The sequence below is a fragment of the Marinovum sp. E3 genome, from assembly GCF_055755275.1.
In genome coordinates this window covers 3,137,015-3,149,731 of the sequence record NZ_CM146908.1, presented here as the reverse complement: position 1 = coordinate 3,149,731, position 12,717 = coordinate 3,137,015, and the positions used below count along the sequence as shown (strand labels likewise).

Below are 12,717 nucleotides of genomic sequence, written 5' to 3'. Positions count from 1 at the left end.
GGGCGCCGCGGCGCCGCCCGGTCGCCAGAGGGAGACCCTCCAATGACCAAATATGATGCCGAATGGGTGCGCGCCGAGGAAGCCAAGCGCAAGTGGATGGAAGAAAACGGCCTGTTCCGCGAGGAGCATGAGCATTCCTCCTGCGGCGTGGGCCTCGTGGTGGCGCAGGACGGCAAGCCCTCGCGCAAGGTGGTGGAAAACGGCATCAACGCGCTCAAGGCGATCTGGCACCGAGGTGCCGTCGACGCCGATGGCATGACCGGCGACGGTGCCGGCATCCATGTGCAGATCCCGGTCAGGTTCTTCTACGACCAGGTTCGCCGCACCGGTCACGAACCGCGCGAGGATCAGCTTCTGGCGGTCGGTCAGGTGTTCCTGCCGCGCACCGATTTCGGAGGCCAGGAAATCTGCCGGACCATCGTCGAGACCGAAGTCCTGCGCATGGGCTATTACATCTACGGCTGGCGGCATGTGCCGGTCGACATCTCGGTGCTGGGCGAAAAGGCCAATGCCACCCGGCCCGAGATCGAGCAGATCCTGATTTCCAATTCCAAGGGCGTGGATGAGGAACAATTCGAACGCGAACTCTATGTCATTCGCCGCCGCATCGAAAAGGCCGCCGCCGCAGCCGGCGTGCAGCAGCTCTACCTCGCCTCGCTGTCCTGCCGGTCGATCATCTACAAGGGCATGATGCTGGCCGAGCAGGTCGCGGAATTCTATCCCGATCTCAAGGACGAGCGTTTTGCCTCGGCCTTCGCGATTTATCACCAGCGGTATTCCACCAACACCTTCCCGCAGTGGTGGCTGGCCCAGCCGTTCCGCATGCTCGCCCACAACGGCGAGATCAACACGCTGAAAGGCAACCTTAACTGGATGCGCAGCCACGAAATCCGCATGGCCTCGGCGACCTTTGGCGACTTTGCCGACGACATCAAGCCGATCGTGGCGCAGGGGTCGTCGGATTCGGCGGCGCTGGATTCGGTGTTCGAGGTGCTGGTGCGCGCGGGCCGCTCGGCGCCGATGGCCAAGACCATGCTGGTGCCGGAATCCTGGTCGAAACAGGCGGTGGAACTGCCGCAGGCCTGGCGCGACATGTATTCCTACTGCAACTCCGTGATGGAGCCCTGGGACGGCCCCGCCGCCTTGGCGATGACCGATGGCCGCTGGGTCTGTGCCGGCCTCGACCGCAACGGCCTGCGGCCGATGCGCTACGTGGTCACCGGTGAGGGGCTGGTGATTGCCGGCTCCGAGGCTGGCATGGTGCCAGTGGACGAGGCGACCGTGGTGGAAAAGGGCGCGCTCGGTCCGGGCCAGCTTCTTGCCGTCGACATGAAGGATGGCAAGCTCTACCACGATACCGAGATCAAGGATAAATTGGCCAATGCCCGGCCTTTCGGTGAATGGGTCGGCAAGATCAGCGAGCTGGACGACGCCCTGTCGCAGGTCACCGAAAAGGCGCTGCACCAGGGCGACGACCTGCGCAAACGCCAGATCGCCGCTGGCTACAGCATCGAGGAACTCGAGCAGGTGCTGGCGCCGATGGCCGAGGATGGCAAGGAAATGATCGCCTCGATGGGCGACGATACACCGTCGGCGGTCCTTTCGACCAAGTATCGCCCGCTGAGCCATTATTTCCGCCAGAACTTCAGCCAGGTTACCAACCCGCCGATCGACAGCCTGCGCGAATACCGGGTGATGAGCCTCAAGACGCGCTTCGGCAACCTCAAGAACGTGCTGGATGAATCCTCGGCCCAGACCGAGATTCTCGTCGTCGACAGCCCGTTTGTCGGCAATGCGCAGTTCGAAGAGCTGAAGCGGCATTTCAACGCCGACATGGTGACCATCGATTGTACCTTCCCGGTCGATGGCGGCGATGGCGCCCTGCGCCGCGGGTTGGAACGTATCCGGGCCGAGGCCGAGGATGCGGTGCGCTCCGGCGCCGGTCACCTGGTGCTGACCGACGCAGGGCTTGGCGCCGAAAAGGTCGGCATGCCGATGATCCTGGCCACCAGCGCGGTGCACAGCCACCTGACGCGCAAGGGCCTGCGCACCTTCTGCTCGCTCAACGTGCAATCGGCGGAATGTATCGACCCGCATTACTTTGCCGTGCTGATCGGGTCCGGCGCGACCATCGTCAACGCCTATCTGGCCGAAGACAGCCTGGCCGACCGCATCGACCGCGGGCTGCTTGATGGCACGTTGACCGAGAATGTGGCGCGCTATCGCAATGCCGTGGATCAGGGCCTGCTCAAGATCATGTCCAAGATGGGCATTTCGGTGCTCTCGTCCTATCGGGGCGGTCTCAACTTCGAGGCCGTCGGGCTGAGCCGTGCGATGTGTGCCGAATATTTCCCCGGCATGCTCAGCCGCATCTCCGGCATCGGTGTGTCGGGCGTGCAAAAGAAGCTCGAGAACGTCCATGCGCTGGCCTACAAGCAGGGCCGTGACGTGCTGCCGATCGGCGGCTTCTACAAGGCGCGGAAAACCGGCGAGAGCCACGCCTGGGGTGCGCAGACCATGCACATGATGCAGATGGCCTGTAACACCGCCTCTTACGCGCTGTGGAAGAAGTACAGCCATGCGATGCAGGCCAACCCGCCGATTCACCTGCGCGACCTGTTGGCGATCAAGCCGCTGGGCGAGGCAATCGCGGTGGAAGAGGTGGAAAGCGTCACCGCGATCCGCAAGCGTTTCGTCACGCCCGGCATGTCGCTCGGTGCGCTCAGCCCCGAGGCGCACAAGACGCTGAACGTGGCGATGAACCGCATCGGCGCGCGCTCTGACAGTGGCGAGGGCGGCGAGGATCCGGCGCATTTCGTGCCCGAGCCCAATGGCGACAACCCCTCGGCCAAGATCAAGCAGGTGGCCTCGGGCCGCTTCGGCGTGACCGCCGAATACCTGAACCAGTGCGAAGAACTGGAGATCAAGGTGGCCCAGGGCGCCAAGCCCGGCGAGGGTGGCCAGCTGCCCGGCATGAAGGTCACCGATCTGATCGCCCGCCTGCGGCATTCGACCAAGGGCGTGACGCTGATCTCGCCGCCGCCGCACCATGACATCTATTCGATCGAGGACCTGGCGCAGCTGATCTACGATCTCAAGCAGATCAACCCGCGCTGCAAGGTGACGGTCAAGCTGGTGGCCTCCTCCGGTGTCGGCACCATCGCCGCCGGTGTGGCCAAGGCCAAGGCCGACGTGATCCTGATTTCGGGCCACAATGGCGGCACCGGGGCGTCGCCCGCGACCTCGATCAAATACGCCGGTCTGCCCTGGGAAATGGGCCTGACCGAGGCGCATCAGGTTCTCGCGATGAACAACCTGCGGTCGCGCATCACGCTCCGCACCGACGGCGGGCTGCGCACCGGCCGCGATATCGTCATGGCGGCGATGATGGGGGCCGAGGAATATGGCATCGGCACCGCCGCGCTTATCGCCATGGGCTGCATCATGGTGCGTCAGTGCCAGTCGAACACCTGCCCGGTGGGCGTCTGCACCCAGGACGAGAGCCTGCGCGCCAAATTCACCGGCAACGCCGACAAGGTGGTCAACCTGATCACCTTCTACGCCCAGGAAGTGCGCGAAGTGCTGGCCTCGATCGGCGCGCGTTCGCTCGATGACGTGCTGGGGCGGGCGGATCTGCTGACCCAGGTCAGCCGCGGCTCCGATCACCTCGACGATCTCGACCTGAACCCGCTGTTGATCACCGTCGATGGCGCGCATGACATCACCTACGACCGCAACAAGCCGCGCAACGCGGTGCCGGACACGCTGGATGCGGAGATTGTGCGGGATGCTCAGCGCTTCCTCGAGGATGGCGAGAAGATGCAGCTGCAATATGCGGTGCAGAACACCCACCGCACCGTGGGCACCCGCACCTCGAGCCACATCGTCAAGAACTTCGGCATGCGCAACGTGCTTCAGCCCGATCACCTGACGGTCAAGCTGCAAGGCTCGGCCGGCCAGTCGCTGGGCGCCTTCGCCGCGCCGGGGCTCAAGCTCGAGGTGTCGGGCGACGCCAACGATTATGTCGGCAAGGGCCTTTCGGGCGGCACCATCGTGGTGCGCCCGCCGATGGCCAGCCCTCTGACCGCGCGCGACAACACGATCATCGGCAACACCGTGCTTTATGGTGCGACCGACGGCTATCTCTTTGCCGCCGGCCGCGCGGGCGAGCGTTTCGCGGTGCGCAACTCGGGCGCCAAGGTGGTGATCGAGGGCTGCGGTTCGAACGGTTGTGAATACATGACCGGCGGCGTGGCGGTGATCCTCGGCAGCATCGGCGCCAACTTTGGCGCCGGGATGACCGGCGGCATGGCCTATATCTACGATCCCGCAGGCGCGGCGACCAAGCTGATCAACATGGAGACGCTGACCGTCAATCCGGTGGCCGTGGAGCATTGGGAAAGCCAGCTGCGCGAGCTGATCGAACGCCATCTGGAGGAAACCGGCAGCCGCGCCGCGGCCGATATCCTCCAGCACTGGGAGGCGGAGAAAGGCAACTTCCTCCAGGTCTGCCCGCTGGAGATGCTCGACAAGCTGCCGCATCCGCTGACCGTGGAAGAGGCGGCGGTGCCGGCCGAATAGGCTCTGTCATCGACAACGAGGATCATAGCGCGCCGGGGGAAACCGCGGCGCGCCTTTTCCGTCGCCGTGGCCGCGCTGGGGCGGCGTCGGCGCCGGGCAGTTGGCCGGTGCCGCCCGGATTGCGCGCCGTCAGCGCAACATGGCGCGGAACTCGGCGTTCCTCCGGAGGGTCATGTCTTTCATGCAGGCGTAATAGATCGCCTGGTCGAGGCTGCCACCATGCCCAAGCTCCTGCTCGCATGTTGAATCGCGCCGTTTGAGCCATTGGCGCTGCTGGGCCAGCAGCGCCGGCCCGGTGCCGCGCGCATCGGCCTGGGGCTTCAGTCGCTTCCACAGCTTGTTCAGTTCGGCGTCGGCGTGTTGCCATCGCGCGTGTTCGCATTCGGTGGCATCCGCGGAGGTCGTGCCGGCGCAGGCGGCCTGAGCAGATCCCAGGTCAGGCAGGAGAAAGAGAAGCGCGGCCGAATAGATGAGCAAAATACGCATGGTCAGAATCCTTCTGCTAAAGTCTGGATGCTATCAAATCAGAGCGGCGCGGGACACAGTTGCGTCCGGGAACCGAAGGCGCGCAGGTTGCCGCAAATCTCCACCGCAAAAGGCAAACGGCAGGATGGCGACCGCGATTGTTGGCCTAGGATTGGTCAGGATCAGAGGCTAATGTGCGGCCATGGCAGGCAAGGCAAAACTGAAGAAAAAGGCAGCGGCACACCGCACGCCGTTCCGGCCGCATCGCTGGATTCGGCGCTGGGTGCTGCGGACGATTTCGGTGGCGTTTCTGCTGGCGGTCTTTGCGGTGATCCTGTTTTCCGTCTTCAATCCGCCGCAGACGCTCTACATGCGGCAGGAGCGCGCGCGTCTGGGCGAGATCGATCATGTCTGGGTGCGGATGGAGCACATCGCCCCGGTGATGGCGCGATCCGCCGTGGCGGCCGAGGATGCAAATTACTGCCAGCATTGGGGGTTCGACGTCGAAGCGATCAAGGCGGCGATGGCCGATGGCGGCAGTCGCGGCGCCTCGACGATCAGCCAGCAGGTGGTGAAGAATGTCTATCTCTGGCACGGGCGAGACTGGTCGCGGAAATTGCTCGAAGCGGCGATCACGCCGCTGGTCGAGGCCGTCTGGTCGAAACGGCGCATTCTCGAGGTCTACCTCAACGTGGCGGAGTTCGACGAAGGTGTCTTTGGTGTCGAGGCCGCGGCGCGGCATTACTTCGGCGTCGGCCCCGGCGAGCTGACCCCGACCCAGGCGGCGCGGCTGGCGGCGGTGCTGCCCAATCCCAAGGAGCGCTCGGCCAGCCAGCCCTCGGCCAGCCTGCGCAGGCGCTCGGGCTCGATCCTCGACGGCGCGGCGACCATCGAGCGGGACGGGCGGGCCGACTGTTTTCAGTAGCGTCTCAGCTTTCTGTCTTGCGGTGGCGCAGGCGTGGCATGGCGCGATGAAGAGTGTTCGAGATCGCGCGTGTTTCGATCCGGCAGGCCCGGGTCTGCCAGTTGGCGAGCGAGAACGATGATCTCGAATGCCCGGGCCGTTTGCGGATGAAGAGCATTGAGCAGATCAGGCCTTGAACGGCGCCATTCCGGCGCGGGCCAGTTCGTCGGCGCGTTCGTTTTCGGGATGGCCGGCGTGGCCTTTGACCCATTCCCAGGTCACTTCGTGGCGCGATTGCGCCGCGTCCAGTCTCTGCCAGAGCTCGACATTCTTGACCGGTTTCTTGGCGGAGGTCTTCCAGCCGTTGCGCTTCCAGCCGTGGATCCAGCCGGTGACGCCGTTTTTGACATAGGCGCTGTCAGTGACCACGGTGATCTTTGACGCGCGCTCCAACGCCTCGAGCGCGTGGATCGCTGCCAGAAGCTCCATCCGGTTGTTGGTGGTCCTGGCTTCACCGCCCTTGAGTTCGCGCTCCTTGACGACCCGGTCGCCTTCCTTGGCCTGCATCAGCGCACCCCAGCCACCGGGGCCGGGATTGCCGGAACAGGCGCCGTCTGTGTAGGCGAAAAGCTCGGTCATCTGGGGCTCCTTGGCTGCGGTCTGCTGCCAGATGGCAAAGCCGGCGGCAGGTTGCAAGTGCGGATGCGCGGATGCAGGGGAAGGTGCGGCCGCCGCCACGCTGGGCTGCCGCTCGGGCCTGCCCGACAGCTCCGAAGGACGGCCGCCAAGCCCCCTGTCAGGCCGGCTGACGCAGCACCCGGGGCACCTTGAACTCGACGTTTTCGCGGGCGGTTTCGATCTGTTCCACGGTCACGTCATAGCGCGCACGGAAGGCGTCGATCACCTCGTTGACCAGAACCTCGGGTGCCGAGGCCCCGGCGGTGACGCCAAGGCTGCGGATGCCCTCGAGTGCCCGCCAGTCGATGTCGGTGGCGCGCTGGACCAGTTGCGAATAGGCGCAGCCGGCGCGGCGGCCGACCTCGACCAGGCGGCGGGAATTCGAGGAATTGGGCGCGCCCACCACCAGCATCGCATCACAGCGCGCGGCCATCGCCTTGACCGATTCCTGCCGGTTGGTGGTGGCGTAGCAGATGTCTTCCTTGTGCGGGCCGACAATCGCCGGAAACCGCGCCTGAAGCGCGGCGACGATTTCAGCAGTGTCATCCACCGACAGGGTGGTCTGGGTGACGAAGGCGATGCGCTCGGGGTCGCGCACCGCGACCCGAGCCACGTCTTCCACCGTTTCCACCAGAAGCACCTCGCCTTCGGGCAGCTGGCCCATGGTGCCCACCGTCTCGGGGTGGCCGGCGTGGCCGATCATGATCATCTGAAGGCCGTTCTCGGCATGGCGCTGGGCCTCGATATGGACCTTGGACACCAGCGGACAGGTGGCATCGACAAAGACCATCTCGCGGGCTTCGGCGGCTTGTGGCACCGACTTCGGCACACCATGGGCCGAGAAGATCACCGGCCGATCGTCGGGACATTCCTCAAGCTCTTCGACAAACACCGCACCCTTGGCCTTGAGATCGTCGACGACGAATTTGTTGTGCACGATCTCATGGCGGACATAGACCGGCGCGCCCCATTTCTCGAGCGCCATTTCGACGATCTTGATCGCCCGGTCGACGCCTGCACAAAAGCCGCGCGGCGCGGCGAGATAAAGCGTAAGCTGGGGCTGGTCGGTCATGGCGGTCTCCGGGGCTGTTGTCGCCGAGGTAATGCTTCTGGGCGCTTGCGTCCAGTGGGCGGGGCGTTCACGCGCCAGTGATTTGACCTTCCGGCACTGGAAGCCCCGAGCCGGAAGGCACCCAAATGGAGAGACAAGCATGTTGAGACAGGGCATCATTCTCGCGGCAATGGCGCTGGCCGGACCTTTGGCCGCCGCAAGTGACAGACCGGAGGATGCGGCGGGTGAGTTCCCCTATTGGGATGAAGCCGAGGTGGCGCGCGGCGCGACGCTTTATGCCGAGACCTGCGCCGCCTGTCACGGTGCGGCGCTGGAAGGGGCCGAGGATTGGCGCGGGCGCAACGAGGATGGCAGCTTTCGCGCGCCACCGCATGACGAGACCGGCCACACCTGGCATCACGCCGATGCGCAGCTCTTCGCGATCACCAAATTCGGCACCGAAGAGGTGACCGGCGGCGCCGTGGTGTCCGACATGCAGGGCTTTGGCGAGGTGCTGACCGACGATGAGATCCGTGCCGTGCTGGCCTTTATCAAGGCGCAATGGCCAGAGCGCGTCATCGCCCGGCACAACGAGCTGAACCGCCGGTTCGAGGCGCAGCAGCAATAACCGCAACGCCTTCCATCCGGACAGGCCCGCGCATTTGCTGCGCGCCGGGGGGTTCGAAACCCTTGGCGTTCAGAGTTGCGCGGTGCCCCAGGCCAGAACGGCATAGCGACCGGTCTTGGCCACAGTGACCAGGGCCAGGAACAGCAGGAAGCGCGTGCGAAGCATACCGGCGATGACGGTGACGCCATCGCCGAAGGGCGCCCAGCTGAGCAACAGCGTCCAGTAACCCCATTTGGCATACCACCGTTCCGCCCGCGCCATTGCGGGGCGGGACACCGGAAACCAGCGGCGGTCCTCATATTGCGCAGCGAACCGGCCCATCGCATAGTTCACGCAAGAGCCAAGAGTATTGCCCAAGCTCGCCCAGAAGAGCAGCAGGCCCAAAGGGGCCGAGCCGCGCAACTGCATGCCGACAAACACCACTTCCGACTGGAACGGCAAGAGCGTCGCGGCACCAAAGGCTGCCGCGAACAGCGTGAACAGTGACACGATTTCGCTCAAGCCGGTTCGCCCGGATCAGCCTGCGGCAGCCGAGGCCGTCCGGTCTTCCTGGTGTTCGCGAGGCGGTCGTCCAATGACTTCGCGGAGCCCGTCGAGCTCGATGAAATTGTCGGCCTGACGTCTGAGTTCATCGGCGATCATCGGTGGCTGGCTGCGAATGGTCGACACCACAGAGACCCGCACGCCCTGACGCTGGAGGCTCTCCACCAGCGGCCGGAAATCCCCATCTCCGGAAAACAGAACGATATGATCCACGCGCGGCGCAAGCTCCATGGCATCGACCGTGAGTTCGATATCCATATTGCCCTTGACCTTGCGGCGGCCCTGGCTGTCGGTGTATTCCTTGGCTGGCTTGGTCACCATGGTGAAGCCGTTGTAATGCAGCCAATCGACAAGTGGGCGGATCGGTGAGTACTCTTCGTTCTCGAGCAGCGCCGTGTAGTAGAACGCGCGCAAAAGCTTGCCGCGTCGCACGAACTCCTGCCGGAGAAGCTTGTAGTCGATGTCAAAGCCCAGCGCCTTGGCAGCCGCATAGAGATTGGAGCCATCGATGAACAGCGCAAGCCGTTCGTCCTTGTAAAACATTAATTGCCCTTCCAATAAGACGGCTCAGGTCCGCTCCGTGAGTGAAAATTTGCGGGTGAGCCTCATAATAGGGTAGTGGAAAAGTCCCGCCCCGCAAGGCATACTTCAAGGAAAAACAGCTATCAAGCACAACCATAGCGGGAAAGTTGCGTTGATTGCGTTGGGTGCGAACCTGCCGCTGCCCCAAAAAACGCCAATAGAGACTGTTCAGGCCGCGATTTTTCGCTTGCAGGAGCGGGGTCTTGCGATTCGTTTGGCCTCACGCTTTTTTGAAACGCCCTGCTTTCCGCCCGGCGCCGGCCCCGATTATATCAACGCCGCGCTGGTCGCGGATTGGCCGGGGACGCCCGAGGCGCTGCTGGCGCTTTTACATGAGGTCGAGGCCGCGTTTTCCCGCACCCGGGAGGTACGCTGGGGCATGCGCACGCTCGATCTTGACCTGATTGCGCTGGGGGATGCGGTGCTGCCGGACCGCGAAACCTGGGCCGCCTGGCGCGGTCTGCCGCTCGCGGATCAGATGCGTAGGGCGCCGGATCAGCTTATTCTGCCGCATCCGCGGCTCGAGGATCGGGGGTTTGTACTAATGCCCTTGATGGACGTCGCGCCGGACTGGGTGCATCCGGTCACCGGGGTGAGCGTGGCCCGGATGTGCGCGGCGTTGGCGCCGGAGGCCAGGGCAGAAGTCAAGGCCTTGTGATCGCCGCCGAGCCGGGGAATGCGCCAAAAAACCTCCTTGTCAAGCGTTTTGATCCGCTTTATGACCTGACCTTTCTGACAGAACTCGCCAGACGGAGATTCCCCATGGCCCGCGTGACGGTCGAAGATTGCGTTGACAAAGTCCCCAACCGGTTCGAGCTGGTGATGTTGGCCGCCCATCGGGCGCGCGAGATCTCCTCCGGGGCCGCGATTACCGTGGATCGTGACAATGACAAGAACCCGGTTGTCTCGCTGCGCGAGATCGCCGAGGAAACCCAGAGCGCCGATGAACTGCGCGAGCGGATGATCGAAAGCAACCAGACCCAGATCGAGGTCGACGAACCGGAAGAGGACGCCATGGCGCTTCTGATGGGCGCCGAGCCCGACAAGCCGCAGGACGACGACATGTCCGAAGAAAAGCTGCTCCGCGCACTGATGGAGGCTCAGGGCCAGGGGTAACCCCGGCCTGCGGTGACAAGGGTTAGCGATGATTTCTGCCGACGACCTCATCGCGCTTGTCCGCAATTATAATCCCAAGACCAATGAGGCACTGATCCACGCGGCCTATGATTATGGCCGCGAGATGCACGAGGGTCAGTTCCGCCGGTCCGGTGAGCCCTATTTCACCCACCCCGTCGCCGTTGCCGCCATCCTGACCGAGCAACGGCTTGACGATGCCACCATCGTCACCGCGCTCTTGCACGATACGATCGAGGACACCAAGAGCACCTTCAGCCAGATTTCCGACCGTTTCGGCGAAGAAGTCGCTGTTCTGGTCGATGGCGTCACCAAGCTGACCAACCTGCAACTGAACTCGACCGAGACCAAGCAGGCCGAGAACTTCCGCAAGCTCTTCATGGCGATGTCGCGCGACCTGCGCGTGATCCTCGTCAAGCTGGCCGACCGTCTGCACAACATGCGCACGATCAAGGCGATGCGGCCGGAAAAACAGGTGCAGAAGGCGCGAGAGACGATGGACATCTATGCGCCGCTGGCCGGGCGCATGGGGATGCAATGGATGCGCGACGAGCTGGAGGACCTGGCTTTCCGCGTGCTCAACCCTGACGGGCGCGCCAGCATCATCCGCCGCTTCATCACTCTGCAACGCGAAACCGGCGACGTGATCCAGAAGATCACCGGCGACATGCGGTTCGAGCTCGACAAGGCCGGGATCGAGGCCGAGGTCTTTGGCCGCGCCAAGAAACCCTATTCGATCTGGCGCAAGATGCAGGAAAAGGAGATGGGTTTTTCCCGCCTCTCCGACATCTACGGCTTTCGCATCATCACCGACACCGAGGCCGATTGCTATGGCGTGCTGGGCGTGATCCACCAGCGCTGGCGGGCGGTGCCAGGGCGGTTCAAGGATTACATCAGCCAGCCCAAGTCGAACGGCTATCGCTCGATCCACACCACCGTGTCCGGCCGCGACGGCAAGCGAGTCGAGGTGCAGATCCGTACCCGGCAGATGCATGACGTGGCCGAAACCGGCGTCGCGGCGCATTGGTCCTACCGCGATGGCGTGCGCAGCGAGAACCCCTTTGCCGTCGATCCGGCCAAGTGGATTTCCTCGCTCACCGAACAATTCCAGGACGACGAGGATCACGAGGATTTTCTCGAGGCGGTCAAGCTCGAGATGTATTCCGACCAGGTGTTCTGCTTCACCCCCAAGGGCGACGTGATCAAGCTGCCGCGGGGCGGCACACCCTTGGATTTCGCCTATGCGATCCACACTCGCATCGGTCATGCCTGCGTCGGCGCCAAGGTCGATGGTCTCAGGGTGCCGCTCTGGACCCGGCTCAAGAACGGCCAGTCGGTCGATATCATCACCGCCGACGGCCAGGCGCCTCAGGCCACTTGGCTCGATATCGCGATCACCGGCAAGGCCAAGACCTCGATCCGCCGGGCCCTGCGCGAACAGGACCGTGAACGTTTTGTCCGGCTGGGGCGGGAACTGGCCCGGGCCGCCTTTGAACACGTCGGCCGCAAGGCCAAGGACAAGGTGCTGGAAACCGCCGCCCGCAACCTGCGGCTCGACGGCGCAGAAACGCTCCTGGCCCGGCTGGGCTCGGCCGAGCTGACGACCCGCGCGGTGGTCGAAGCGGTCTATCCCGACCTGGTGACCGAGGACGGCGAAGAGATCGACCGCAAGCGCGCGGTGATCGGCCTGGAAAAGGGGCAGAGCTTCCGCCGGGCGCCCTGTTGCCAGCCGCTGCCGGGCGAACGCATCATCGGCATCACCTTTCGCGGCCAGGGCGTGGTGGTGCACACCATCGATTGCGAAAAGCTTGCCGAATACGAGGATCAGCCCGAGCGCTGGCTCGATCTGCACTGGTCCGAGGGCAAGCATCCGGCCGCCTATGCGGTGACGCTCGAGGTGACGATGAGCAACGACGCCGGCGTGTTGGGCCGGGTCTGCACCTTGATCGGCGGCCACAAGGCGAATATCTCGGACCTTGAATTCATCGACAGAAAACCAGATTTTTACAGACTGCATGTCAACGTCGAGCTGCGGGACGCCGAGCATCTGCACTCGCTGATCACCGCGCTCGAGGCCGAAAGCGATGTCGCCGCCGTCGCGCGGCTGCGCGAAGTCACTCCGATCGCCGCCCGCGCCGAGGCGAACTGAAA

General features: G+C 64.1%; 11 protein-coding genes. 6 read left to right on the top strand and 5 right to left on the bottom strand.

What is annotated here, in order from left to right:
* Positions 1 to 42 precede the first annotated feature (42 nt).
* Positions 43 to 4,581, top strand: a complete 4,539-nt coding sequence (gene gltB, locus AC0J5K_RS15475; protein WP_074835958.1) for a glutamate synthase large subunit — start codon at positions 43 to 45, stop codon at positions 4,579 to 4,581.
* Positions 4,582 to 4,710: 129 nt separating this feature from the next.
* On the opposite strand, the gene AC0J5K_RS15470 is transcribed toward gltB, so the two are convergent.
* Positions 4,711 to 5,067, bottom strand: a complete 357-nt coding sequence (locus tag AC0J5K_RS15470; RefSeq protein ID WP_074835956.1) for a lysozyme inhibitor LprI family protein — start codon at positions 5,065 to 5,067, stop codon at positions 4,711 to 4,713.
* Between the two features lie 181 nt (positions 5,068 to 5,248).
* Here AC0J5K_RS15470 and mtgA point away from each other — a divergent pair, with 181 nt between their 5' ends.
* Entirely contained in the window at positions 5,249 to 5,971 is a 723-nt protein-coding gene (gene mtgA / locus AC0J5K_RS15465; RefSeq protein ID WP_274565325.1) for a monofunctional biosynthetic peptidoglycan transglycosylase, read from the top strand.
* Positions 5,972 to 6,136: 165 nt separating this feature from the next.
* Here mtgA and rnhA read toward each other — a convergent pair whose 3' ends face one another.
* Together rnhA and ispH are read right to left on the bottom strand one after the other, a co-directional pair.
* Complete coding sequence (gene rnhA / locus AC0J5K_RS15460) at positions 6,137 to 6,589, bottom strand: ribonuclease HI (RefSeq protein WP_274565326.1); 453 nt, start codon at positions 6,587 to 6,589, stop codon at positions 6,137 to 6,139.
* 157 nt (positions 6,590 to 6,746) lie between these two features.
* Positions 6,747 to 7,700: a 4-hydroxy-3-methylbut-2-enyl diphosphate reductase gene (gene ispH / locus AC0J5K_RS15455; protein ID WP_274565327.1), complete on the bottom strand. Its 954-nt coding sequence runs from the start codon at positions 7,698 to 7,700 to the stop codon at positions 6,747 to 6,749.
* Between the two features lie 139 nt (positions 7,701 to 7,839).
* Between ispH and AC0J5K_RS15450 the strand changes: the two genes are divergently transcribed.
* Positions 7,840 to 8,307, top strand: coding sequence for a c-type cytochrome (locus tag AC0J5K_RS15450; RefSeq protein ID WP_053083378.1), 468 nt, complete (start codon positions 7,840 to 7,842; stop codon positions 8,305 to 8,307).
* A gap of 69 nt (positions 8,308 to 8,376) precedes the next feature.
* Here AC0J5K_RS15450 and AC0J5K_RS15445 read toward each other — a convergent pair whose 3' ends face one another.
* Together AC0J5K_RS15445 and AC0J5K_RS15440 are read right to left on the bottom strand one after the other, a co-directional pair.
* Entirely contained in the window at positions 8,377 to 8,808 is a 432-nt protein-coding gene (locus AC0J5K_RS15445; protein ID WP_274565328.1) for a YqaA family protein, read from the bottom strand.
* A gap of 15 nt (positions 8,809 to 8,823) precedes the next feature.
* Positions 8,824 to 9,393, bottom strand: a complete 570-nt coding sequence (locus tag AC0J5K_RS15440; protein ID WP_048533233.1) for a LabA-like NYN domain-containing protein — start codon at positions 9,391 to 9,393, stop codon at positions 8,824 to 8,826.
* A gap of 151 nt (positions 9,394 to 9,544) precedes the next feature.
* Here AC0J5K_RS15440 and folK point away from each other — a divergent pair, with 151 nt between their 5' ends.
* The 3 genes from folK (at position 9,545) to AC0J5K_RS15425 (ending at position 12,715) form a co-directional block, all read left to right on the top strand.
* The gene (folK, locus tag AC0J5K_RS15435; protein WP_346818695.1) at positions 9,545 to 10,090 is read left to right on the top strand and encodes a 2-amino-4-hydroxy-6-hydroxymethyldihydropteridine diphosphokinase; all 546 of its coding nucleotides are present in this window, start codon (positions 9,545 to 9,547) and stop codon (positions 10,088 to 10,090) included.
* 104 nt (positions 10,091 to 10,194) lie between these two features.
* On the top strand, positions 10,195 to 10,548 hold the full coding sequence (gene rpoZ / locus AC0J5K_RS15430) for a DNA-directed RNA polymerase subunit omega (RefSeq protein WP_048533231.1): 354 nt from the start codon (positions 10,195 to 10,197) through the stop codon (positions 10,546 to 10,548).
* A gap of 28 nt (positions 10,549 to 10,576) precedes the next feature.
* Positions 10,577 to 12,715 carry a RelA/SpoT family protein gene (locus tag AC0J5K_RS15425; protein ID WP_048533230.1) on the top strand — a complete coding sequence of 713 codons (2,139 nt, stop codon included), beginning with the start codon at positions 10,577 to 10,579 and terminating at the stop codon, positions 12,713 to 12,715.
* Positions 12,716 to 12,717 lie beyond the last annotated feature (2 nt).